Source organism: Legionella genomosp. 1, from assembly GCF_900640215.1.
GTDB classification, from domain to species: Bacteria; Pseudomonadota; Gammaproteobacteria; order Legionellales; family Legionellaceae; genus Legionella_C; species Legionella_C quinlivanii_A.
This window is the reverse complement of sequence record NZ_CAAAJH010000003.1, coordinates 1-25,204: the sequence shown is the minus strand read 5'-3', so window position 1 is coordinate 25,204 and position 25,204 is coordinate 1. Positions and strand designations below refer to the sequence as shown.

Sequence of the window (25,204 nt, the reverse complement as noted above, 5' to 3'; positions counted from 1 at the left end):
GGGATATGAAATTATATCTTGTATTAGCAACATTATGTATCACAACACCAGTGATGGCGGACACGCTTAATGAGGCAGTACAGCATGGAATGATTTCAAACCCGGATGTTTTATATAATACAGCAAAAAGCCTCTCTGCGCGCCAGGGAATTGATAAAGCCAAAGGTGCTTATTATCCAACTGTTGATTTAAACGCCGGCTTTGGACGTGAGTGGAGTGAGAACCCGACTACCGCGGCAATTGACGGCCCCGGAGCGCGTACCTTGAATCGCACAGAATCCTATATCGAAATGAAGCAGAATCTTTTCGCTGGCGGTGGGATTGTCAACGAGGTCAAGCGTAACGAGAATCTTTATCAGGCCCAAAAGCTCAAGACGCAGGGTGTCGCTGAAGATTTGGCCCTGGATGTTGTTAATCGCTATCTTCAGGTTCTTCTTCATGAAAAGCTGTTAGGATATGCCCGAATTAATCTGCGTGCGCATCGTTCAGTCTTTGGTATGATCAAGGAACGCAGCGACGCTGGTCTTTCAAGAGAAGCGGAGCTGGACCAGGCTTCTGCGAGACTTGCTCTTGCAGAGGCCAATGTGATCAGTGCGGAAGCCAACCTGCGTGAAGTGAAAATTAATTATGCCAAAGTGGTAGGCAAGTGGCCTGAAAGGCTGCTCTATCCAAGAGTTCCCAAAAACAGTGACTTGCCGCCAAATCTTGGTAAGGCGATTGAGCAGGGTCTTGAAAATCATCCCACTATTCGGTCAAGCTATGCCGATGTCAAAGAGGCGAAATCTCAATACGAAGTAGCGCGTGCAGCCTATTACCCACGAGTTGATTTTGTATTAAGCGCATCTAAAAACCGCAATCTTGATGGTCTGATTGGCCCTAATAATGATCGAGTGGCTGCGATTAGAATGAATTACAACTTATTTCGTGGCGGATCGGATGAGGCCAATGTGCGCTTAACCGCCTATGAAATCCAGGAAGCTTATGAGATCAAAAACAAAGCCCTGATTGATCTGAGAGAATCCGTTCGTTTGTCCTGGAATGCCTGGACCGCATCAGGCCTTCGTCTAAATCCGCTCAGAAAGCATGTCGTAGCTTCTCGGCGCACCCGAAGTGCCTACCAAGAGCAGTTCAAAGTGGGTAAGCGGACTTTGCTGGATTTACTGGATTCTCAAAATGAATTTTATGAGGCCCAGATTGAATACGCCAGGGGACAAAATGAAGAAGTGTATTCTCGATACCGCATATTAAATGGAATGGGGCTTCTCCTTTGCTATCTGAAAATGCGATTACCGCAAAATGTGATAAATAATGATGTGTTTAGTTCAGCGCAAACTCACATTCTGCTGGATCAATCAATGGATGGGGTTCCTTATCCAGATACCAGCGAAAAAGCGCTGGCATTGGCTCAACCGGTTAAAAATATGGAAACTACTCCCTTAACCCCGGCTATTGTTAATAAAAATACGGCAAGACCTACTCCCGCCACAGCGCCTATATGGTATGTGAATGCTGGCAAGTTTACTGCTCAGGCCAATGCGATAGCGCTGCATAATCGGCTTAAAAGCCAGGGTTTTAATGTCTTTATCAAACCAACACCTACAGGTCATTGTGTTCTGGTTGGGCCTTTTGAGTTTAAGGAAAATGCGGGCAACGCTATGGAAAGGCTAAAGGAAATCGCGCATGTTCAATGCAGATTGGTTACGTTTAAACAAGTTCCAAAAGTCGGTTAATTGTTTAGCCGGCTTTTTTTTGTTATGTATTCCAGTCTGTGGGCTAAGCTCAGTTATAGATAATAAGCTGTTAGTTTCTGTACTGAGCATTGAAGAGCAGCAGAAAAAAACAAGCGGCAGTGTAAAAAAGCGCTTTATTGCCTGGGAAAAGTTGATTATACAAAATCAAAACGCCACTATCTCAAAAAAACTGAATGTAACCAACGATTTTTTCAATCAATTCAATTATATTAATGATGATGCCTTCGCGGGTGCCGCTGATTATTGGAAAACCCCGCATGAATTTGTTATCGATGGTGGCGGCGACTGTGAGGATTTTTCAATAGCCAAGTATTTTACACTGCTGGCCATGGGGGTTCCTGTTGAATCCCTGCGTATCACCTACGTTAAATCAATTCCTCTTAATCAGGCCCATATGGTTTTGACGTTCTATCCCAATCCTGAAGATGAGCCGCTGGTTCTTGATAATCTGAACGCAAAAATTCTACCTGCTTCCTCCAGAAAAGATTTAATTCCGGTGTACAGTTTTAATGGTAAGGGATTATGGCTGGCCAAACAGCGCGGGCATGATACTCCTGTTGGTGATTCAAGCCGTCTTGGTAAATGGCATTCTGTCTTGCAGCGAATGATAAAGGGTAATAAACAATGAGCCTGACAAAAAAAGTGGTTTCTGTGGTTTTAGGACTGTTCATCGTCGTTTTTGTTGTTACATATTTCATCACAATTAATAACAGTCGTCAGTTTTTTATTGAGCAAATGAATAGCAATGCTCAAGATACAGCGACTTCTCTCGGTTTATCTCTGAGTAATGCGTTACAGAAGAAAGACAAGGCCTTAATGCTGCCTATGGTTGAAGCAGTTTTTGATCGCGGTTATTTCTCTATGATTGAAGTACGTGATATGCGAGGGAAATTATTAGTGTCCCGCTATGCCCCAAGACGGCAAAGTATCGCTCCGGAATGGTTTATTGAATGGACGCAATGGCCTTCATCGGTGCAATCCGCTTTAGTCATGAATGGCTGGAATCAGGTCGGCGAAGTGCTGGTGACCAGTGATAGCAGCTATGCCTCAGATGCGCTATGGAGTTATGCCCGAAGTCTGGTTTACTTATATCTGGTGTTTGCAGGTATTGCCTTGATAGTGACTGTACTTTTCCTGAGATGGCTATTGCGCCCTTTGAAACGCGTCACAAAACAGGCAGAGGCAATTTGTCAGAGAGAGTTTCCAGTAGAAACCACCATCCCGAAAACCACTGAGTTAAGGCATCTAACCTTGGCTATGAATCAGATGGTTAATCACATTAAAATGCTTTTTCAGGAGCAGATGCAGCAGATGGAGATTTTGCGCCATCAGGCCTTTCAGGATGGTTTGACCAATCTTGGAAACCATCGATATTTTCATCAGCAACTGTCCGTTTTGTTAGAAAATGAAGAAGAATTCACCCCCGGTTTTGTGGTGCTGATTAATATCGAAGGCCTTGAACAGACCAACCAAAAACAAGGGTTTCAGGAGGGCGATAAGGTTCTTTTGACTGTAGCCAAACTATGTTCCAATTTCTGGAGTAGATTGTCCAATGTGAGTCTTGCACGAATTAATGGAAGTAATTTTGCATTGACTGTGAAAGAAGTATCACTTGGGCGATTTCTGAATCAATGCGAAGAGTTTAATAACGGGCTTCAGCAGGCTTTAAAGTTCTATCCTGAGTGTCAGGTATTTGTAGCGGCAACTTCCTATTATCTGCACCAGACGGTCAAAGCGTTGCTGGAAGAGGTCGATCAAATTTTACTGCAGGCCAGAACCAAAGAAAATCATTTTGCTTATAGTGCTTCAATTCGGGAGAATGAGGTTATTTCACTGGATAAGGATGCGATTAGAGCTGCGCTTGAGAATGGAAGTTTTAATGTATACCTGCAGGAAGTCACTGATGGGGAGACTGTGTTTCACCATGAGTTATTTTTACGAATTAAAGTAAATAATATCGAGATTAGAGGAGGGCGTTTTTTACCTGTTGTCGATAACTCCGAACTGGCCGCAGAAATAGATACAGCGGTTTTAAAAAAGATTATAGACATTCATCTCCTCAGAAATAAACCGGTTGCTTTAAATCTGACGGCGTATACGGTAATTGAGCCAGAAGCCAGGAATAAATACCTCAAAATGCTGGAATCCATACCAGCGGCTGAGAAGACTAATCTTCAGCTTGAGTTTAATGAAACCGTGGTGTTGAATCACTTTGTCGAGGCAATTAATTTTACTAAAGCGGTTCAGAAACTCGGAATTCACTTAGGAGTGGATCAGGTAGGAATTCATTTCTCACCCATGCACTATCTGAATCAGCTGCCTTTGGACTATCTGAAAGTACACGGCAGCTTGTTTCATGATATTGATGAAAATCAAACCAGGCAATTCTTTTTTTACTATTTCAATGAAATGGCCAAGACACTAAACATACAGGTAGTTGCTACTCAAATTGAAACAGAGAAGCAATGGAAAACTTTGAAATCATTAAAACTGCGCTGGGGACAGGGAAAGTTTTTAGGGAATTTGGAAAAATTAAAATAGCACAATTTAAAAATCCTCTCTCCCTCTGGGAGAGAGTTAGAGAGAGGGGGTTAAAAACCAACCCTCACCCTAGCCCTCTCCCAAACTTGGGAGAGGGGATTATCTTTAAAAATCAGCCCTCCTCAGGATTCGATTCCAAGGAGATCTAGCCAACCAAAGCAAAATGCCAGGACATGGCCCGTGATAGACCCTCGAGCATCAATTCTCCCCGAATGCTATTGCCCTTCGAGTTAACTCGCGGACTCAGCACCACAATACCCGCTTTCCCGGGTAAAGAGGCAATAGTATATCCTGAAACCCCGCTTTTGGCCGGAATACCGGTTCGCACCATGTGCGTTCCGGTCTCATCATATAAACCACAGGTGGCCATGATAGCCAGGGTGATTTTGCAGGTTTCTGCCGAAATAATCTGTTCATTAGTTATAGGATCTCGCCCGCCATTGGCCAGCATGCTAGGTAAATAAAGCATTTGCTCCAATTGAGCCTCGTAGGAGCAAAGTGCAAAATATAAATCTAGGGTTTCATTGACATCTGAACCCAGGTTATTTCGGCTTTTCAATAGAAAAGCTAAAGAACGATTGCGATTCCCTGTTCGTTTTTCTGAAGCAAATACCAGGGGGTTTATGGTTAGTCTCTGATTAAACAGAACCTGAACCCAGTGTTCGAGCCAGGCAAATTGTTGTTCACCAATCCCGGGAATATGTGAGCAAAGCGTAATGGCGCCAGCATTTAGCATGGGATTTGATGGTTTGGGTCCAAACTGTTCCAGTCGGGTAATTGAGGCGAAATCGTCACCAGACGGTTCCACTTTTACCCAGTCAAATAATTGCTCGGGTCCGAATTCTTCCAGAAGACCAATCAATGGGATTAACTTGGAAGTACTCTGCAGAGTGACAGGTGCCAGCTCCATATTACTATAAGAGCAGGGCTCACCATCCAGTGGATAAACGGCAATGGCGGTGAGATCTTTATTGACGTTCGCCAGCTCGGGGATGTAATTGGCGGTATTTCCTTCCTGGTTTAATTCTGCTTCATGCACTAATCCTTTAAGCAAATCTATCGTAACGCTAGTAGTTTTTATCATAGCTGCTTTTTTCAGAAAACGATCATTATGCTAAATTTAGCACAGCAAAACAAACAGTTTGATGTTTCTGATGACAAATTGTTAAGAGATGAATGCAAAATAACATTAATAAAGACAGAATCGCAGCTATTTTCGGTGCTTGGATGCTTCTCGGCAGGAGAGTTTGGCAAGACGCAATTTATTATCATCAATAAACTGATAAACCGCTTCGGGATTGTATTTTGCGTAATCGCGAAGAGACCAGCCAATTGCCTTTTGAATGAAAAAGTTATCATCATTTCCATTTTGTAAAGCAAATGAAAAAAGCAGATGAGTATCCGTTTTTTCTTTCCAGCCTAATTGATGGAGCAGAGCAATTCGCCGGATCCAATGATTGTCGGAACAAATTGCTGATTTAAGCCAGTCAATGTAAGCGGATTGTTCTGTTTGCCTTAAAATCTTATTACAGACAGAGGCCAAGCCATCCACACTGTCCCACCAAGATTTCTGGACAGCTAAATTGAGCAAAACCGGAAGATAATCAAGGCCAAGTCTTTTTATATTTTTTTGCATTAAATCAATGGCAATATACTGAAACTCCCGCTGAGGCAAATTCCATAACTCATCAACAGTCTTGAAGAGCTCATCTAATGGCTGGCTGATGCTGGTTCTAAAAAATGTCTGAGCCAATTGGCGGCGTAAAGGCGCTGCCAATCCAATAAATGAAAACTGGTTCAGCATGTAGGCCGCCATTTTTTGGGCTGCTTCAGGATTGGCGTTTTGGTGAATGTCTTTTTTGAGCATTTCAAACGCAGCGCGCATCGGTTTATTCTCCAGGAACTTCTTCAACAAAATAGTTTTCTGAATTAATGCCGAAATAGGTAACCGTTCGCTCGTTTGCATCAACCCGATAAGCGCATACTCCGGCTTTCGCCATATCATTAAGCCATTCCGGATACGTGGTTTTCCCCTGCTGATGCTCATGCAGCGCTATTTTTGCAGCCTGCTCGGAATAATGTGAAGCGACTTCGGTATTGAATTCAGGATGATTTTCTTCAATCCGGGTATCATCAGTTAATTGAAAGACGGCTTTGTAATCGTCTTCCCAGGTGACGCGATAATAAAGCACTCCTGCATCACGAAGCCTGCTCAGTGTTTGAGGAAAAGGCCATTGCTCGTCTTTTGCTTGTTGAATTATCTTTAAAACTGGATGCATCGCATTCTTCTTTCCCAAATTATTTGCTGGCGGATTATAAATAAATGAAATGATTACTACAAACAATCTTCAACATAATGCACTTCACGAGTTTGTCCGGCATACATGCGTACCACTTTCTGCCCATCAGTTTCAAAACGAATTGCATAAGGCTGTGAGTGTTTAATAAACGTCAGATAATGTCCTTTATCATCATAGCGATGCGGCTCAGTAAGTATTTTGTTTTTATATAATGACATCACATCACTTTCTGTATCGCCAATACCGGCTCCCTTATTTGTTTTAATACTGCCGCCATTGATGTTAATGCGAACAATTTTCTGTTTTGAAATCATAAAAGAAATATCATCGAGTCCTTTTAAACTGGTATTAAAACAGGTCTCGTCTTCCCCCATATCTTCCTCGGGCTTTGAATTAAGAAATGTTTTCTGAGTCGCTTTTTCAGCTTCCTGTAAAGTCATTCCTATTTTAACGGGTCCAAGACTTTGAGGTGTAAGCACCCATTCATTTAGCTTCTCTTCATTATCAGCTATTACGGCCTGGGTGACTAAGAGTGAACCAATAAGAAAGATTTGCCGCAGCCATCCCTGAATGTTGTTTATATCCATAATTACTCCATCTCAATAAGTTTAAATTGCACGGTCTTTTGAGAATTTTATATTCTTTATATTTAATTTTAGTTAATTTTTATGAAAATTGGCTATATTAAGGTCAGGTGTGTCCGTGAATAGTCTGTATCCAATGAAGGAGAAATGCAATGACAATCAGTAAAGAGCATTATTTTTCAGGCTTTACTGGGGAAGGCTTTCACGAAGTACATTATACTGAGTGGGGGAATGCCAGCTCGCCTTTTCCACCCATTATCTGCATACACGGTCTTGCCAGAAACCGTCGTGATTTTACAGCCCTGGCCAATTTTTTAAGTGAGCATGAGCGTCATGTATTTTCAATTGACATTGCAGGAAGAGGAGACAGCACCTGGTTTAAAAATCCCAAACATTATAATTTCAACCAGTATATGAGTGATGTTAATACACTGATTGCACGTATTGATTGTGAGAAAGTGGATCTCATTGGAACCTCAATGGGAGGACTTATCGGTATGATGATGGCAGCATTGCCACGCAGCCCAATTAATCGCCTGGTTATGAATGATGTAGGCCCACAAGTTCCTGTAAAAGCTTTATGGCGTCTTTCAAAGTACATTGGTAAATGTCCGGTATTCAAAGATCATGGGGAGGCAAAAGCGTATTTTAAAACCATTTACGCTGATTTTGGTATTGATCGCGAAGAGGATTGGGATAGCCTGACTGCCAGTAGCATCAAACAACGTGCTGATAATCAGTACATTATGAAAAATGACCCTGAAATAAAAAATGCCAAGCATTTTACTGATTTTATTAAAGAGTTTTTTCACCACCCTCATAGAGCACTTGAGGGGATCCTGTTCGATGTGGATATGTGGTGCGTGTGGGAGAAAGTACGCTGCCCGGTGATGGTCATCAGAGGGCACCATTCCGATTTACTGCTACCAGAGCATATTAGAAAAATGAAACGCTATCATCAGGAAATTCAATTGGTGACTGTTGAAAATGCGGGGCATGCGCCTGCGTTGATGAATTTAAGAGAGCAGCAAATTATTCTGGATTGGCTGGAAGGGGTGTGAGCTGGTTTTTCAGAATTAAACCTTTGAGATTGAATATTTCACAAAATAAATTGCTCATGAATTGAAGCTGTCATTTCCGCGCAGGCGGAAATCCATTTCAAACAGGCCACTGTGCCAAATCATGAATAGATTTCCGCCTTAGCGGAAATGACCAACGGGTGTAATTTGCGAACGTTCTACTCAGGCATTGCTTTTGTCTCAATTATTTCCAAAATAAGTTTTGTAAAGATTTAAATAGGCATTATCTTTTTCCATACCTTGTAATAACACATTAATTCTCTGGATGAGAGCGGCATTTGCAGGGAGCGCCATGATGGCATAGCCTTCACCAATGGGAATGATATTGCCAAATGTCTGAAACTGGTTTCCCCCATTTTGTTCCCAGTAAACTGCCGTAGAATGATGTAAAAATGCTGCTTTAATTGTTTTATTGCCCAACGCTGTAATGATATCCTCGATGTCATCAAAGGTTTGTATTTGAAAAAAGTCTCCAAAATTACTTTCAAGATAATTATAAAAAACACCCCCTTTGGGATCTCCCTTAATTACTCCCACGGCGGCACCCTTTAAATCTTCCATGCTATTAATACCAGAACCCTGGATGACTAGAAACTGTCCCTTGCTGAGCATATAGGGAAGGCTGAAAATATAATCATTTTTTCTTAATGGCGAAATGGCAATCCCGCCGATGGCAAGATCTATCTGGCCCTTATCCAGTGAGGTATATAATTTATTAAAATCCATTGGAATCATTTGGCACTGTTCTTTCAATCCCTGACACAGTGATTGCATCAATTCGATATCAAACCCTTCATTCAGTGATAATACAAAAGGGGGATAAAAAAATACGGTACCCACCTTAATTACTGCATGAGCAGGAAGGCTACAGCAGAAAAACAGAATAATTAGTAATTTACGCAGACCAGACGATTTCATGATTCGCTCCATTAGGCAGTCTATCCCTTTTCGCTATAAGCTTAGACGATCGCAGAGAGAATCGCTTGAGAGTGATAATTTAGTTACCCGCGATGCGCGGATAACTGGTATGAGGTTCGATTTTACTTACCTAAAGCAGGCACTGAGTGTCCACTTATCTGAGCGGTGCTATTTGTAGCCAGTGCAACCGTTTGAGTGCTATTAAACATAAAATATCGATTTGTTCCTGGATCTATTAATTTAGAACCTCCTAATTCATTAATAGCAGCCGCTCCATACACTAATTTATCTGCAACATTATCTGCCAGGGCCAGCAAGCGGCTTTTTAAAGGTTCATACCAGGGGTCGCTGCTGACAGGCTGTGGATTTTGATCAATCAGGAGCTGTGGAAATTCGGCTGCTAATTCTCGCATAGCATCGGTCTCAAGAAAGTGTTCAGGCAGATAGGAATAATGTTGATTGGCTTGATAAGGGATTCCAATACGCTTGGCAATAACCCCGACTTCATGAACATGGTGGTATCCACCACCAACCAGTAATCCCATTACTGCTGTTACATATTCCTTGAGTTCATCTGCACTTAAATTACCAATCATGACTGACATTAACAGCGAGGAGCCGGTATGGCCTGAGGGGCCTGCTAAAAAAGGCTGTTCAAGTGTGTTTATTTCTTCAAGCCATTTTGAATTAGTGGGTAAAAAGACACCTAAAATATTCTGGTGAGGTTTGGTTTTTTGCTGAATTCTGCATTTTTCAGGATTTGCAACACCAATACTATCTGTCATTTGACCTGTGTTTCCCGTTTTTTGACGAGCGGGAATTTTAAAATAGTCATTATTAAAAATTCGGTTTGCAACTTTATTCTTTAAACGGGTCACTTCGTGAGGATAGGAGTCGAGTATAATTGCAACCCGTTGAGACATACTCAATTTGCTCCGGTCTATATTTCGGATTACATCATTATGCCTGACTACTTTTTCAGGCAGTTGGTCATAGAATTTCTGGGAAAATAATTGGTGTAGATGCATCACTGCTGGAAGATCCCTGACAGGGCGTTCGGATAGCCTCTGTGAAAATGCCATCAGCATGTCTTCCTGACTTGGGCAAAAATCGAGAGACTGATCGAGCGTCCCATAATAAGTATCGCTAAACAGCTCACCCATCACATCATCTGTGAAAAGCTTGTTTTCAAGGATATAAGCACGATTTTCAGGACTATCTAGTAATTGTAAAATATTATCCGACATCTTGTTAACGGCTGGAAAATATTGCGGATTCGCCTGAATGGCAGCAGCTAATTTGCTTTCAAAACATACTTTATCTTCTCTGGATAATGTCATCTATCACTCGTTACGAATTAAACTGATTGCATATTGTACAATAAGTTTGATTATATTGCATCATTTTTTTCTCCAACTTCATGAAAATCACGTTCAGCAAAAATGGCAGATGGATGAATATAATGTTTAAACTCAAGCAGGTTATTGCTGGGATCCTTCAGAAAAAATGAAAGATGTTCAATTTTGGTTCCTGCAAATCTCGTTTTAACTGGAATAGCAAATGGAAGTTTTTTTTGCAAAAGCTTGTCTTTAAATTGATTGAATTCTTCGAGTTCCAGAAAAATCAAACCGAAGTGCCTTGGATAAATGCCTTCCTGTTCAGGCTGAATCTCTTCCATTTTATGGGCCACAATCTGATGCGATGCAAAATTGAAAATCAGCGCATGGTCTGATTCGCGGCCGGGTTCAAACTCTAACATCTGATGATAGAACCATTTAGCTAATTCAAAATCATGGACCGGAAATGCCAGATGAAACAGGGTATTCATAGTTTGCTCGATAACTTTAAAAATACGATCTAATACTAATCAAAAAAAACGGTCCTGATAAGTAGGAATTATACGCTTTAGGATTGCATCACAATGAAAGTTTCATTGTGATTAAATAATGCGCTAACAACTCTAAGGAGATAATAATTTATTAATCTTTATGCCCTATAGTTATCTTAAATGGTTGTATTGTGAGCGAAGATGCCTAAATCCAAAAAACCTAATGTTTCGACCTCGTTATTGCTAAGTAAGCATGCTGGAGCTCTCAAAAAAGATAAAGGCGATGTTACTGATTTAGCTAAGAAACTTTATAAGGCCTCATCAACAACGGCGTTCCTCGCTGCGTGCCAACAGTATAAAGATAAGCCACATGTCATAGTCGCAGCACTGGACAGAATAAAGGGAGACCAGCTCCTCAAAATTTTCTCTGATGGGGATGGAAGGGTTCGCGAAGCTGAATTGGAAAAATTGAAAGAGCTTGGGCCCACTAGTGTAGGGCGTTACATTAATCTTGTTCGCCTTGCTGATAAAAAATATTGGCTCGATTTTACTGATAATGATTACCTCGATATTGCTGAGTCACTAGGTGATCTGAACGATCCACAAATTCACCTGACGGATGATGAGCTTTATTACTTTGTTTCCCACCTCAGTCTGAAAAACTACGCGATGCTCTGTAATTTAAATGATAACTTTCAGGCAAAATCGATGGCTATTTTAGCGAATCGTGATAAGGATAGAGCCCAGGAAATTTATAATAAAATAGAATTCAAAGAGGGATATGCACTGCTGAAAAAACCGCCTGATAAACGAAATATGCTGACTAAATTTGCCGATTTTCTCATCATCAACCCTGCATGGTTCAATCAGGGAGAAGCACTTATTTTCAGAGATCCGGGCGAAACCTTGAATGAGGGAGGAGAGTGCTTTGGAATCACTGGATTGTGGTTAACAACGGACAAATTTCACAATACTTTGCGTAATGAAGTCCGAGGCCAGAAATCAGAATATGCCGATAAACCTATAATAGGACAAATTACCTCTTTACAAAGAAATGCGGCGCTGCAAAATCAGGCAATGAGCCGAGAAAGACAAGCGTTTAAAGGGAATGAAAAATCAGTTTCTGAAAAAATTATTCAGGAAATTGCGGCCAATCCCGCTAAAGATCGCTTGCAATTCACTACGATACACCCGAAGGAACACACTGGGCATACCATGGGTTTACGGATCACTCATGAAGATAAGCAGATCAAATTGCAGTACTATGATTCAAATTATGGAAAGCGGGAATATAGTTTTCCCAATAATGAGAAAGGGCTAAAACAGGGCGCTGTTTTTATCAAGCTTTGTTTGAAGCAGTCGCATGCAGACCTTCTTGCTTATGAATTAACTTCTCGTAAAGAGCTTGAGCAGCGATATAAACCCAGTCTTGTTCATCAGGCCGATCAGAAAGCAGCAATCCAGGAATTAAGACAGCAAGCGGCTAATCGTTCACCTGAGTCTTCACCTGAACAGGAAAAGAAAAAAGGTAAAGTTGAAGAGAAAACCCCCGCTGTTCAAGATAAGAAAGATAATGAAATGAAAGAGCGCGGGGCTTCTGAAAAAGAGCCTCTTATGAAAGAGGAGAAACAAGTTAAATATGATGCGGTTCGTTGGAAAAATGCTATCAGACAGCCCACTCTCTATTCATATACTGACACCAGACTGAACGATATAAAAAATAGTCAAGCCTTTAAAGATCTGGTTAAGCATGCAGAAACACTGTTTAAGGATGATCGTATACACGCATTTAGAGTTGATAAAAGTGATGCTGTCTATGAATTGGTGGTTAATCTGGCTAAATCCAAGGATCTGGCATCGTTTCAGACTCTTCTGCGCGATCTAAAGTCGCATCAGGATTTAACCACGAATACTCTGAATAAAAATGGAGGGATGATCAGTCGTTATGAACTGTTGAATAAAGGGCAGGGTATTTTTACTCGAATGTTTGCCTGGGCTGGCGTTAAAACAACCACCGCCAGGTTAATTGATGAGATTAGTAAAATGGCTGAGGAGAAAAGCGAACAAAAAGCGGATGCAAAGGAAAATGCCAGTCCTCGTATGGGGTGAGTTTTTTAACTGATGTAGCCCATGAACTGTATCATTCCCTATAGGCGGATTTGTTTCAACAGGACAGCGTCACAGATTGATGGATTTAGAGCCTGAGCGCAAAAGGCATTGTTACGAAATAGAACCATGCAACTAAACTGTCGTCTTTGCGAACGAAGTGAAGCAATCCAGATCAAACCTTGAGCAGGGTTACGAGCTTGCTTCGCTGGCGCTCGCAAAGACACAACAATGCCGCGCGAAAATGACAGAGGTCTGGTAATCCATCACACAAGGTGCCGTTTCTAGATGTAAGGGAATTCTTTTTTGAGCAGGTGTTTCACTTCATCCAAATCAGCTGGACCTCGAATAATCAGCAAAATGGTGTCATCCCCGGCAATCGTTCCCAAAATACCAGACGAAGGCTTTTCAAGCGAATTAAACGCCACATATTTTCTATCCAGATAATAGGCAAGGCTGCTGGCATTTCCTGGGTGCGTCTGAAGAACTACAAGCCCGTACTCCGAGTATTGAATGTTCGTGACTATGGGCAAGCCAGATGCTTGCTGCGGTTCAATGAGCTGATAAAAACCACCCACTTTTGCAATTTTAAGCTTCTTCAGGCGTCTCGATAGAGTGGCTTGTGGAATATTATATCCTTTCTCTTTCAAACTGCTCTGCAGGTCAGCCTGCTCTGCAATTGGCTGAATTTGAACAATACTTAAAATCAAATGATCCAGCTGGTTGTCATGAGTCATAATCCCTCTCTTGAATTTAAAACCACATTTTGTGAAATCATATCCATTTTTGCTTGACAAATAAACAGTGAAGAAGATAAATTACGAAAATGGATAATATTTGAATATGTAGTCAATATGAAATATACACTCCCTGTAAAACTAATTGCTGTCGCGCTTCTGTTATCAGGTTGTCAGCCACAAGATAATTCCAGCATTCATTTTGCAACCTCTGCTGACTATCCACCTTTTGAGTTTGCAGAGCAGTCCGAACTTAAGGGCTTTGATATTGATCTGGCCCATTTAATTGCCGCTGAATTAGGAAAAAAAGCGGTTATTCATAATATGCAGTTTAGCTCGGTCTTGCCTGCCTTAACCTCTGGAAAGGATGAGGCTGCCATATCTACGTTGACAATCAGTAAAGTTCGCCAGAAAAATTTTGATTTCAGTACACCTTATTATTTTCAGGAAATGGCCGCTGTTTATAAAGTGGATACGCCGGTAATTAAAGCGGAGCAACTGCAAAATAAGAAAATCGCGGTGCAACTGGGAAGTGTGATGGATCTCTGGGTTCATAAGCAATTTCCATCGCAGGAGATCACTGCCTTTGATAATAATAATCAGGCGATTGAAGCATTAAAGGGCGGTTACATGGATGTGGTCGTCATGGATGCGGCACAAGCCCTGGTGTTCAGTAATAAAAATCCCGGTCTTGCTTATCACACCCTGGGACAGTCCAGGCAGGGGTACGGAGTGGCTCTGCCTAAGGGATCTCCATTAACAGCTGATATCAATAAAGCATTAAGTAAATTAGAGGCAAAAGGCGAGATTGCAAGGCTGCAGACCAAGTGGCTGGAGAAGCGATAATGCAAGATATTAATCAGGCGCTTTTTTTCATCGCGCATGGCTTCACACTGACACTGGAATTATTGGCTGGCGGTGTGATTACAGGTTTTGCTTTGGGGATTTTCTGGGCCATCTGTCGTTATCAATCAATTGTCTCTTTCCCTGTAAAAGGGATGATTTCGATATTGCGGGGAACTCCTTTAATTTTGCAGTTAAGCCTGATTTATTTTGCAACGCCGGCTCTGACTGGATTGCATCCTGATATTTTAATCGCAGGGATTATTGCTTTTGGATTAAATAGTTCTGCCTATTTCGCCGAATTATTCCGTGCTGGCATAGAAAGCTTGCCTAAAGGGCAGTTTGAGGCTGCCAGTACCCTGGAGATAAAAGGCTTTTATTTGTGGAAGGATATTATTTTACCGCAGGTTCTACGCAATTCGCTGCCTGCAATGATCAATGAAGTGATTGCTTTATTAAAAGAAACTGCATTGATATCCACGATTGGCGGAATGGATCTTATGAGGAGTTCCCAAACAGTGGCTGCCGAACAGTTCACTTATTTCCTGCCCCTTTGTATTGCCGGTGCCTATTACTATGGATTGGTGTTGTTGATTGAACTGGCCGGGAGCATTCTGGAAAAAAGAGGTCATTATGCTGTACATCCATAATCTCACCAAAAAATTCGGATCGATGCCGGTGTTGAATCAGCTTAGTTTTAAGATTGAGCCCAATACGATAGTCGGTTTAGCCGGGCCATCCGGCAGTGGTAAATCTACCTTGCTTCGCTGTATTCAGGGTCTCGAACCTGTCAATTCCGGCGTTATTACTCTGAGTGGAAAAACCGGGTTTATGTTTCAGGATTTTCAATTATTCCCGCATATGACTGTGTTGAATAATATGGTCTATGCCCCTTGTTTAAAGCAGCCGAAGATAAATCATTATGCGAAAGCTGAACATTTATTAAATGCATTAGGCCTTATTGACAAAATGGATGCGTATCCACGACAGCTGTCAGGTGGGCAACAGCAGCGAGTGGCTTTGGCTCGAAGTCTGATGATGAAGCCTGATCTTTTATTATGCGATGAACCGACCTCGGGTCTGGACACCGCAAAAACCGGTGAGGTATCGCAATTGTTACGCAGCGTTAAACAATTGCAGGGAAGCATGCTAATCGCCTCACACGATTTAGAGTTTTTAACCGGCATCGCTGATCGGATTATTCTTCTGAAAGAAGGGGAGTTGAAAGCCGACATTCAGCCTGCCACAATTGATAATCCAATATTGTTTTTAAAGCAATTTTACCAGGGAGAATAAATGGAAAAGCGTATTAAAAAAATCATCCTGGCCTATTCAGGCGGGCTCGACACCTCGGTTATGATTCCCTGGTTAAAAGAAAATTACCGCGATTCAGAGGTCATCGCAGTGATTTGTGACCTGGGGCAACAGGAAAATTTAAGCGCAATAAAAGAAAAAGCCTTGTCCAGTGGTGCGAGCAAAGCCTATCTGATGGATGTGAAAGAGGAGTTTGTCACTCAATTCCTTTGGAAACTGGTTCAATGCGGAGCGCTTTATGAAGACCAATACATTCTTGGTACCATTTCACGCCCTCTGATCGCTCAAAAGCTGGTGGAGGTTGCTCTGCAGGAGCAGGCTGATGCAGTGGCTCATGGAGCGACTGGTAAAGGAAATGATCAGGTGCGCTTCGAGTTTACTTTCAAGGCATTAGCCCCCCATCTTGAAATTATCGCTCCTTGGAGGCATTGGGAAATAAAATCCCGACAGCAGGCTATTGAATACGCACAGAAACATGGAATTGAAGTACCGGTCACACCAAAAGCGCCTTATTCCCGTGATCATAATGCCTGGTATATCTCTCACGAGGGCGGAGTACTTGAAGATCCTGCTGCGAGTATGCCAGATGATGTCTTACTGATGACCGCTCCGATAGAGCATACCCCTGACCAGGCCGAATGGATTAGCCTCAATTTTGAAAATGGAATTCCGGTTAGGTTAAATGGCGAACGGTTAAAGCCTGTGGAGCTGCTTCAGCAGTTAAACGAAAAAGCGGGTGAACATGGGATTGGAGTTGCTGATCTGGTTGAAAACAGGCTGGTTGGAATGAAAATCCGCGGGATTTATGAATCACCAGCTGCCGCTGTATTATACAAAGCGCATAAAATGCTTGAAAGTTTGTGTATGGACCGAAGCTGTTTGCACCTTAAACAATCCCTGCAACAACACTATGCCAATCTGGTCTATGAAGGACGATGGTTCTCACAAGCCCGCGAAGCGTTAGACGCATTGATTGAGGTCACACAAAAGCATATCACCGGCACAGTGAATCTGAAGCTCTACAAGGGCAATATTATCCCCTCTGGCATGGAGTCTCCTTTTAGTTTACATAACCCGGCTTTGGCGACATTTGAGGCAGATAGTGTCTATAACCAAAAAGATGCCGAAGGTTTTATTAATCTCTTTTCTTTATCTGCCAAAGTATACGGCCTGGTGCATAAGGAGGCTGAAAATGACCAGTAAGGTCTGGGGCGGGCGCTTTAAAAAAAGTCTGGATCCGCGGGCTGCCCAATTCAACGCGTCCCTGAATTTTGACCATATTCTGTATGAACAGGATATCGCCGGCAGTCAGGTGCATGCGCGCATGTTAGCCCGGCAAGGGCTGCTGACTGAAGAAGAGGCACAGACGATTTGCAATGCACTGCAGACTATCCGACAGGAAATCAGGCAGGGAATTCATTCCCTGACTGAAAACCATGAAGATATTCATATGTTAATAGAGCATTTGCTGATTGAGAAAATTGGGGAAACGGGTAAAAAGCTTCATACCGGCAGGAGCCGTAATGATCAGGTAGCCCTGGATTTAAGATTGTACGCACGGGATGCCGGACAGCATATCAAATTACTGCTTGAGAAGCTGATAGCTCGTTTGCAGGGGTTGGCAGATAAGCACGATGGCGACTGGATGCCAGGTTATACCCATTTGCAGCAAGCGCAGCCGGTAAAGCTCGGCCAGTATTTTGCAGCCTATAAGGGAATGTTTGAACGCGATCTGACCCGGTTATCCGATTGGCGCTCAAGAATGAACTATTCCCCGCTGGGAGCGGGGGCGCTTGCCGGAAGCAGTTTACCGCTTGATCGAGCCTGGACGGCGAACCAGCTGGGTTTTGATGGGGTGATTGCCAATACTCTGGATGCAGTAAGCGATCGTGATTTTGTGATTGAGTTATGTAGTCTGGTCAGTATTTTGATGATGCATTTATCTCGAATGAGTGAAGATTTGATTCTTTGGGCAACCCAGGAATTTAATTTTGTAATCCTTGACGATGCCTTTGCTACAGGTTCATCACTCATGCCTAACAAGAAAAATCCGGACATACCTGAGTTAATTCGCGGTAAATCCGGACGTGTCTTTGGCCATCTTATGGGAATGCTGACACTAATGAAGGCTTTGCCCCTTAGTTATAACAAGGATATGCAGGAGGATAAGGAGGCACTATTTGATACCTGTAACACAGCTATAGCATGTCTGGATGTCATCACCCCATTTTTGGAAAGCCTGCAATTCAATATTCAATTAATGCAGGAAAAAGCACATTCAGGTTATCTGAACGCCACAGCGGTTTTAGAAACACTAGTGATGCAGGGGACACCTTTCCGTGAAGCGCATCATCAGGTAGGAAGCTGGGTGGCAGAAGCGATAAGTAAAAATTGTTCGCTTGCAGACGTCATGAAGGATAAGGCCTCTGAATAAATTGTAATTAAATACCAGCTCCGGGAAGGTTTTTTATAAGAACATGGGCTATATTTGTACAACGTTGTTTATGCGCAGGTCATAACAAAATGAGTTCAAGTGTAGGAATAACCAGTCTGGGAATAAGCTTTCCCCCCTTTTATATGCATCTGAATGAATTAGCCAGGTTACGCGGTGTTGAAGCAGAAAAATATACTAAGGGAATGTTATAAACAGGCGGCTGTTTCCTGCTATAAAAAAATGGTTAAAGACGAGAGTCCCGTGGATTTTTTAAATCGATACAGTGCCTTATGTTTCCATGTTCCTTTTCCAAAAATGGTCTATAAGGCATTTAATGCGGTAGGAGAGAGTTTAGGTCTGGATTCTGCGCAAACCAACGATCTCTATGAACAGCGTGTAAATCCGTTCATGGCCTGGAATCAGCGCTGTGGCAATGCCTATACTGCCAGCCTGTGGATTATGTTTGCCTATGCCTTGGCTCATACCCCCCCTAACAGCCGCTTACTCCTTTTTTCCTATGGTTCCGGAATGGGTTCCGAGCTGATTGAATGTGTTAATAACGCAGATGACAGCCATAAGGAATGGACTGCCAAAGTCGAAGAACAGCTCAATCAACGACAGGCGCTTGCAGCCAAAGACTATGCCGCAATCAGAGAAACCAAACCCGCAGAATAATATACTGGCTACTAGCCAAAAACATTCTTCCTCCGTACCGCTAATCCTCATAAAACTGTCATCCCCGCGAAAGGCGGGGATTCCATCTCTGAGCTAGCTACAATGCCGACTGATGAATGGATTCCCGCCTTTCGCGGGAATGACATAATTCCTTAACTTAATGGCAGTGGGCCCAGGGGGGGTAAATACCTATGAGTATAGAGAAAGTTCCCAATTTAAAAACAAAAAGTAGTAAAGTTATTATTTATGTTTATAATTTATATAAAATGATTTCGTGGGATTCATTATGGCGGGTATGAAAACGATAGGGCAAGAGCTACAGGCATTACAAAAAATGATCAGCCGAGAACGCCTGGGCTGGAAAAATGAGCTCGAGCGAATTGAGCTACTGCAATCTTACGAAGAATTGAATGCATTAATAGAAATGGCGGTCAAATCGGATAAAGAGTTAACGACAGAAGAATGCCAACCCTTTATCAATTTCCTGGAAAATCGCTGGAAACGTGTTCAGCAAACTGATCTGGCTTATTGTTTAAACCCTCACTCGCCGATGAAACAGATATGCTGGCTGCTTGCAGAAAGGCTATCCCCCATTGTTAAGCAACCCGCGGTTAAACTATTGATGTCTAATCTTGACCTTTCAGAGCAAATGTCTGGCCAGGATTTATATGACTTGAAGCCCTGGCAATTTGTACTTAGCGATGATGTAAACAATCCGCGTATCATTATGGTGGCCGATTGTCTCTCTTTTGCAAAAGAGGACGGTGTGCTTAAGCATACTACTTTGGAAGAGGGACAATCAAAACCGCTGACTGAAAGTGAGCGCGAAAGAGTTATTAAGCATTCTCCCGCGGCTACAGCGTTTCATGAGGCGGCTCAGGAACTGCGAGATTATATTAAATCCGATCAGACAATGTATGGCTACATTAACCGCTTCATCGAAAAGTTGCGTTACGGTGGAGCTCATGGGGGCCGTGGCGGACAGGAATACATTGCCGGGGCTGATGCGAATGAAGGAATTATTGAGTTTGCAGAGTTTCTGGATAAATTGACAAATGACGAGCAAACCCGATTGTTTGCTATGACGGTACCTCAGTATCGGGATACTGTCGGAACAATCTGGAATCGTATGAAAAATCCGGGGGTGAGAGCCAACGGAGAGGTTCAGAGTACTGAGTATTGTGTCGAGGTGAATGCTACTGAGTTAAGCACTATTAAAAGGGAGAGGGAAGCGGAGTTAAAGGAATGGACTCCAGAGTTTGTAAGGCGAATTCAACAGGGCGCGACAGATGATCAAAAAACCAGACTGGAAGACAAACTTAAAGAAAAAGAAGATGGTTTTACAAAGCTCCTGGAGGAAAAAATATTCTATCAACCGGATAGTACTACAGGAATTGCAGGGAATGCCCGACTATTTGCGCAACTGGATGGTAATCCAAAATCCCGAGCCGAAATCATAAGTGGCCTGATAGAAAAATATCCAGGTCTTGGCATTACTTTACGAATCGCAGATAGAGCCGCCAATGAAAATCGTTTGCTGCCTGCCAATATATTTCCTGAGTTCCATCAAACTGTAGACAGTGTTTGCCCGCCATTGGACAGTATTCAGGATGCCAAAGCATTAAGAATTGCACTTTGGCAATTGGCGGATGCGGATAAAATCGTCTATTTGCAGCAATTAGGCGATACCAAACTTTCACAACTGGTTCCCAACACTGCCGCTTTAATTAATTTACTGAGTGGGGAGGATGAAGATACTCATCATTTAAGCACTAAGGCCAAAGTCGCGATCGTTAACAGTTTTCTCGCTAAGCCGTATTTTAAAGAAACGATTAAGAAGTCCTATGCCCCATTAATCCCATTAATACGTAATATTAATATTGATCGAAGAGAACGGGATACTATTAAAATTGGCCCAGTACTTGAGAACTGTGAAGATGCAGACTTTAGTGCTCTGGAAGCATTGTGGCCTTTAATTGATAAAACCAAGCTAGGCGCTTTTCTTGGTAATCTGGGTAATGACTGTCTCAAAAAAATGCTTGAAAGATCACCCGAGCACGTTATAGATACTTTTGAAGACAAATTAGAGCAGCTTCCTCAGCAAATGGCTGATCAAATGCGTTCTCTTATAGAGAATCAGAAAGTCATTGCAAGGCTCGAATTATTAAGTGCAGCGAGTTCCTCATGGAGTTCAAAGCGTGGCGCGATAGAAGCGCTGATTAATTTGGCGAAAGGAAATATACATCAGCTTCCAAATAATACGGAAGCCAGTTTTGATGATGAATTAAAAGCAATATACAATCAAATTCGGAACAACAATCAAAATATAATTACTGTTGGCCGTATCGATCGTTCTCTGATTACTAATAACGATGAGCGTATACCTGTTATAATAATCGGTTCACGAAATAGTGGGAAAACAAGTTTGCTGCAACGTTATTTTAACAATAGTTATTCAGACGCACACGTAGAAGATCAGACTTTCATATATACCCAGGCTTATCAAAATGATGCAGGCGTAAGAGCTTTGAGCACATTCAAGGACATGGGGGATATGCGAAGCCGCCTTTACGCGAATACTGGATGGGGCAGGTATGCCAAAGTCTTTATCATAACGGCAAATCTGACCGACCCTAACAGTTTGCAAGAAGCAAAGGATGAATATGCATCCCTAAGGCGGTGGTTTGATCCTGCCATTCCTGTTATTTTTGCCGGTACCATGGGTGACATGCCAAACGCAAACTCGACTCCTATTACAGAATTTGCTGTCGAGAAAGGCTGTACTTTTATCGAAACCAGTGCCCGGGATAATCATGGCGTTGAAGAATTATTTGCTAAAGCGGCTGAATTGGGGATTCAACGATTTCAGGCTTTAAATCCCAACAGGCAAGTTCCGCAACCTGTAGCAGCTGCCGCTCCCGCGCGAACAGGGGTAATGGCGCGTTTGGGGGGATTTTTCACCAGAGGGGGTAGAAATCCCTCCAGCGCACAACCGGAGGAGCCTTCAAACCTACCTGGACCCAGAGGCGGTGGGAGGGGAGATCATGGGTAGTTAGCCTGCATAATAAGAGGGCAATGGAGTGCAAAACAAAGCGGATTTTCGCCAGTGGCAGGTACTTGGAGTTTACAATTGTCTTCGGATTGTGTGCATCCTGCTGTTCATATTATTGGCTGTTTATCTGAAGTCCAGGCTTGAATACAGCTTGTTGTTGTATTTGAGCACACTGGCGCTATATCTTATCTTTGCCATTTGTTTTTTTCATCTACACCATCAGAAAAGAGTTGCATTCAAAACCCAGGTTCTGATCGGCGGCGTTATTGATATTGTGATGCTATCACTGCTCATCAACGCATTTAGCAAGATTGGCAGTAGCCTGGGAATCCTGCTCAATGTCAATGTTGCTATGTTAAGCATGATGGTTCCAGGACGTCTGGCGATATTTTTCGCGGCAATTGCAAGCACAACATTACTTGGTATTCACATTCTTGAGTATATCTTTCTCGATAGCAGTACCACTGATATCTTCAATAGCGGTGTACATGGAGCTGGGTTATTTGCCACCGCACTAACGGCCTGGTATCTTGCCCATCGCGTGCAGTTAACCGAAACCATTGCCCAGAGTCGGGGCAGAAAACTTGAAAGTATTCAGCAAATTAATGAATACATTGTCGAACGCCTGCATTCAGGAATCATTTACATTAATGAAAACTCCGAGATAGAATTAATCAATACGGCAGCGAGAATGTTCTTTAATAAAAATAAACAGGACCATTTGTTGCTTTTGCCAGAAATTTCTACCGAGTTGTATGACAAGATGATGTTTTTTTCAGAGCAGATGGGGGCTGGAAAAAAATCCTGGGAAACGATGCTGGAAGAACCGCCGTTAAAAGCCAATTTTCTAGCGGTGAATTGTAATCCTAAAACAGCCATTTTAATTTTTTTGGAAGATCTCTCCCTGATTACTCAACAGGCACAGCAATTAAAGCTCGCTTCCCTTGGAAGGCTCTCTGCCAGTATTGCCCACGAGCTGCGAAACCCGCTTGGGGCAATTTCTCATGCGGTTCAGTTAATGGGGGAAGGGAACAGTCTTAATGAAGACGACAGTCGGTTAAAACAATTAATTATTAACAATTGCAATCGTATGAATCAGGCAATAAAAAATGTGCTGCAAATGTCGAGAGGGGAACCCTCAAAACCGCAGTCATTTGATTTAAAGAAGTTTTTAGAAGAGTTTCGTAACGATTTTATGGCGTCTCATCCTTGTTCAATCACATTAATTTTAACGCCAGGCGCTTTAATCTATTTTGACAAAAGCCAATTGGAACAAATTCTTATTATTCTTTGTGATAACTCAATTAAACATGGGAAAGAAAAATCAGGTCAGGTGAACATTGTAATCCAGGTCATTATCAACGCAGGTCACACAGAGATGATTATTTCCGATACAGGAGTAGGTATTCCACTGTCATTAAAGCATGAGGTGTTTGAACCCTTTTTTAGTACCACAAGAACCGGCCTGGGGATGGGGCTTTATCTGGCCAGGGATCTTTGCGAAATGAACAATGCCCGATTAACACTTTCACAGGCTGAGAAAGGGGCAATATTTATAATAACAATGAATCAAACAGCAGGTTTTCATGATGAATAAAACAACCATTCTGATAATTGATGATGAACCCGATATTCGCGAACTGTTGAGCCTCACTCTGAGTCGAATGCAATTATCCTGCGATACAGCTGGAAGTTATGAGGAGGCAATCACACGCATCAAACAGCATGATTATTCACTGATTCTTTCCGATATGCGTCTTCCAGACGGAGAGGGTATTGATATTGTTCATTTTGTTCAGCAACACAAACCGCATACTCCTATTGCCGTCATTACGGCTTACGGAAATGTGGAGGGGGCTGTCAACACATTGAAAGCCGGCGCGTTTGATTATATTTCCAAGCCAATTAATCTGCAGATGTTAAAGGATCTGGTGAAAACTGCCCTTAGTATTCAGAAAGAGAACGCCATTTTCCCTCGGGATCAGATTATCGGTGAAAGTGACGCCATTGAAGAATTACGGCAAAATATCAACAAATTGGCTCGCAGTCAGGCTCCCGTGTTTATTTTGGGCGAGTCGGGAGTCGGGAAGGAATTAGTCGCTCAGCTGATTCATCATCAGGGACCGAGAGCTGAAAAACCGTTTATCGCAGTGAATTGTGGGGCTATTCCTGCTGAATTGATGGAGTCAGAATTTTTTGGGCACAGAAAAGGAAGCTTTACGGGTGCGATTGCTGATAAAACCGGCTTGTTTGTTGCCGCCAATGGAGGAACTCTCTTTTTGGATGAAATCGCCGAGTTGCCTTTGCCAATGCAGGTGAAGTTATTACGCGCTATCCAGGAAAAAGCCATTAAACCTATTGGTGATTACAATGAAGTGCCAGTTGATGTCCGTATTTTAAGCGCAAGCCATAAAAGTCTCCATGAAGAAATTCACGCAGGTCGCTTTCGCCAGGATCTTTATTACCGGGTGAATGTTATCGAATTAAGAGTGCCGCCTTTAAGAGAGCGACTCGATGATATTCCTTTGTTAGCCAGCCATATTTTAAAGAAAATTGCCCTTGGCCATAAGCAACGACCTATTGAGATAAGCAAACCGGCAATTACGGCATTACAAACCTATCAATTCCCGGGAAATGTCAGAGAGCTTGAGAACATTCTTGAGAGAGCGATGGCTTTGTGCGAAGGTGATACCATTCATGTAGGCGATTTAAATTTGCCGCAGGCAGAACTTCCTCCTGTTAAAAAGGAAACGCCGGCCAGCTATCAGGATTTGGACAATACATTGCATGAACAACAAAAAGAAATGATATTGAAGGCACTGGAAAAAACCAAATGGAACCGCACCGCTGCTGCGAAACTGCTGGGAATTAGTTTCAGAACATTACGTTACCGCCTGAAAAAGCTGGGCCTGGATTAATAGCCAACTTCTCCCTCACTGCTATTGAATCAAAGTGAGTAGCCTGGTTGGCGCCTCGCGACAACCGGGTTTTCATGCTGCTCAAGTTACAAAACCCGGTTGTCGCGAGGCGCCAACCAGGCTA

General features: G+C 42.5%; 22 protein-coding genes. 14 read left to right on the top strand and 8 right to left on the bottom strand.

Annotation, left to right across the window (positions count from 1 at the left end; genetic code table 11):
- The first annotated feature begins 5 nt into the window (after window positions 1-5).
- The 3 genes from E1O89_RS03965 to E1O89_RS03955 are packed head-to-tail and all read left to right on the top strand — an operon-like array spanning window position 6 to window position 4,292.
- On the top strand, window positions 6-1,730 hold the full coding sequence (locus E1O89_RS03965) for a TolC family outer membrane protein (RefSeq protein ID WP_112219802.1): 1,725 nt from the start codon (window positions 6-8) through the stop codon (window positions 1,728-1,730).
- Window positions 1,681-2,379: a transglutaminase-like cysteine peptidase gene (locus E1O89_RS03960; RefSeq protein ID WP_133139049.1), complete on the top strand. Its 699-nt coding sequence runs from the start codon at window positions 1,681-1,683 to the stop codon at window positions 2,377-2,379. The genes E1O89_RS03965 and E1O89_RS03960 overlap by 50 nt, the downstream gene beginning before the upstream one ends.
- Entirely contained in the window at window positions 2,376-4,292 is a 1,917-nt protein-coding gene (locus E1O89_RS03955) for an EAL domain-containing protein (protein WP_133139048.1), read from the top strand. The genes E1O89_RS03960 and E1O89_RS03955 overlap by 4 nt, the downstream gene beginning before the upstream one ends.
- Window positions 4,293-4,437: 145 nt before the next feature.
- Here the strand turns inward: E1O89_RS03955 and glsA are convergent, their stop codons facing one another.
- The 4 genes from glsA to E1O89_RS03930 form a co-directional block, all read right to left on the bottom strand.
- Window positions 4,438-5,376, bottom strand: coding sequence for a glutaminase A (gene glsA / locus E1O89_RS03945; protein WP_410054756.1), 939 nt, complete (start codon window positions 5,374-5,376; stop codon window positions 4,438-4,440).
- A gap of 126 nt (window positions 5,377-5,502) precedes the next feature.
- The gene (locus E1O89_RS03940; protein ID WP_165483056.1) at window positions 5,503-6,177 is read right to left on the bottom strand and encodes a DNA alkylation repair protein; all 675 of its coding nucleotides are present in this window, start codon (window positions 6,175-6,177) and stop codon (window positions 5,503-5,505) included.
- Window positions 6,178-6,181: 4 nt separating this feature from the next.
- Complete coding sequence (locus tag E1O89_RS03935; protein WP_133139045.1) at window positions 6,182-6,571, bottom strand: DUF1398 family protein; 390 nt, start codon at window positions 6,569-6,571, stop codon at window positions 6,182-6,184.
- Window positions 6,572-6,627: 56 nt separating this feature from the next.
- A complete protein-coding gene (locus tag E1O89_RS03930) occupies window positions 6,628-7,179 on the bottom strand; it encodes a hypothetical protein (protein WP_133139044.1) in 552 nt (183 codons plus the stop codon).
- A gap of 149 nt (window positions 7,180-7,328) precedes the next feature.
- Here E1O89_RS03930 and E1O89_RS03925 point away from each other — a divergent pair, with 149 nt between their 5' ends.
- On the top strand, window positions 7,329-8,237 hold the full coding sequence (locus tag E1O89_RS03925) for an alpha/beta fold hydrolase (RefSeq protein WP_133139043.1): 909 nt from the start codon (window positions 7,329-7,331) through the stop codon (window positions 8,235-8,237).
- 198 nt (window positions 8,238-8,435) lie between these two features.
- Here E1O89_RS03925 and E1O89_RS03920 read toward each other — a convergent pair whose 3' ends face one another.
- The 3 genes from E1O89_RS03920 to E1O89_RS03910 form a co-directional block, all read right to left on the bottom strand.
- The gene (locus E1O89_RS03920) at window positions 8,436-9,173 is read right to left on the bottom strand and encodes a transporter substrate-binding domain-containing protein (protein ID WP_165483055.1); all 738 of its coding nucleotides are present in this window, start codon (window positions 9,171-9,173) and stop codon (window positions 8,436-8,438) included.
- Between the two features lie 122 nt (window positions 9,174-9,295).
- Complete coding sequence (locus E1O89_RS03915; RefSeq protein WP_133139041.1) at window positions 9,296-10,513, bottom strand: hypothetical protein; 1,218 nt, start codon at window positions 10,511-10,513, stop codon at window positions 9,296-9,298.
- A 50-nt stretch (window positions 10,514-10,563) separates the two neighbouring features.
- A complete protein-coding gene (locus E1O89_RS03910) occupies window positions 10,564-11,001 on the bottom strand; it encodes a VOC family protein (RefSeq protein WP_133139040.1) in 438 nt (145 codons plus the stop codon).
- Between the two features lie 201 nt (window positions 11,002-11,202).
- On the opposite strand from E1O89_RS03910, the gene E1O89_RS03905 reads away from it, so the two are divergent.
- Window positions 11,203-13,110, top strand: coding sequence for a hypothetical protein (locus E1O89_RS03905; RefSeq protein WP_133139039.1), 1,908 nt, complete (start codon window positions 11,203-11,205; stop codon window positions 13,108-13,110).
- 281 nt (window positions 13,111-13,391) lie between these two features.
- Here E1O89_RS03905 and E1O89_RS03900 read toward each other — a convergent pair whose 3' ends face one another.
- Window positions 13,392-13,844, bottom strand: coding sequence for an arginine repressor (locus E1O89_RS03900; RefSeq protein WP_133139038.1), 453 nt, complete (start codon window positions 13,842-13,844; stop codon window positions 13,392-13,394).
- Between the two features lie 117 nt (window positions 13,845-13,961).
- Here E1O89_RS03900 and E1O89_RS03895 point away from each other — a divergent pair, with 117 nt between their 5' ends.
- The 9 genes from E1O89_RS03895 to E1O89_RS03855 all read left to right on the top strand — a co-directional run bounded on the left by E1O89_RS03895 (window position 13,962) and on the right by E1O89_RS03855 (window position 25,080).
- Window positions 13,962-14,690, top strand: coding sequence for a substrate-binding periplasmic protein (locus E1O89_RS03895; protein WP_133139037.1), 729 nt, complete (start codon window positions 13,962-13,964; stop codon window positions 14,688-14,690).
- Window positions 14,690-15,337, top strand: coding sequence for an amino acid ABC transporter permease (locus E1O89_RS03890; protein ID WP_133139036.1), 648 nt, complete (start codon window positions 14,690-14,692; stop codon window positions 15,335-15,337). The genes E1O89_RS03895 and E1O89_RS03890 overlap by 1 nt, the downstream gene beginning before the upstream one ends.
- Window positions 15,321-15,983, top strand: coding sequence for an amino acid ABC transporter ATP-binding protein (locus E1O89_RS03885; protein WP_133139035.1), 663 nt, complete (start codon window positions 15,321-15,323; stop codon window positions 15,981-15,983). Before E1O89_RS03890 ends, E1O89_RS03885 begins: the two co-directional genes overlap by 17 nt.
- Complete coding sequence (locus E1O89_RS03880) at window positions 15,984-17,204, top strand: argininosuccinate synthase (protein WP_133139034.1); 1,221 nt, start codon at window positions 15,984-15,986, stop codon at window positions 17,202-17,204.
- The gene (gene argH, locus E1O89_RS03875) at window positions 17,194-18,435 is read left to right on the top strand and encodes an argininosuccinate lyase (protein WP_133139033.1); all 1,242 of its coding nucleotides are present in this window, start codon (window positions 17,194-17,196) and stop codon (window positions 18,433-18,435) included. Before E1O89_RS03880 ends, argH begins: the two co-directional genes overlap by 11 nt.
- Window positions 18,436-18,609: 174 nt before the next feature.
- Window positions 18,610-19,110 carry a hydroxymethylglutaryl-CoA synthase gene (locus tag E1O89_RS03870; protein WP_133139032.1) on the top strand — a complete coding sequence of 167 codons (501 nt, stop codon included), beginning with the start codon at window positions 18,610-18,612 and terminating at the stop codon, window positions 19,108-19,110.
- Between the two features lie 286 nt (window positions 19,111-19,396).
- Window positions 19,397-22,162 (top strand): hypothetical protein, encoded by a 2,766-nt coding sequence (locus tag E1O89_RS03865; protein WP_133139031.1) that lies wholly within the window; start codon window positions 19,397-19,399, stop codon window positions 22,160-22,162.
- 28 nt (window positions 22,163-22,190) lie between these two features.
- Entirely contained in the window at window positions 22,191-23,759 is a 1,569-nt protein-coding gene (locus tag E1O89_RS03860) for a sensor histidine kinase (protein WP_133139030.1), read from the top strand.
- Window positions 23,752-25,080, top strand: a complete 1,329-nt coding sequence (locus tag E1O89_RS03855) for a sigma-54-dependent transcriptional regulator (RefSeq protein WP_133139215.1) — start codon at window positions 23,752-23,754, stop codon at window positions 25,078-25,080. The genes E1O89_RS03860 and E1O89_RS03855 overlap by 8 nt, the downstream gene beginning before the upstream one ends.
- Window positions 25,081-25,204 lie beyond the last annotated feature (124 nt).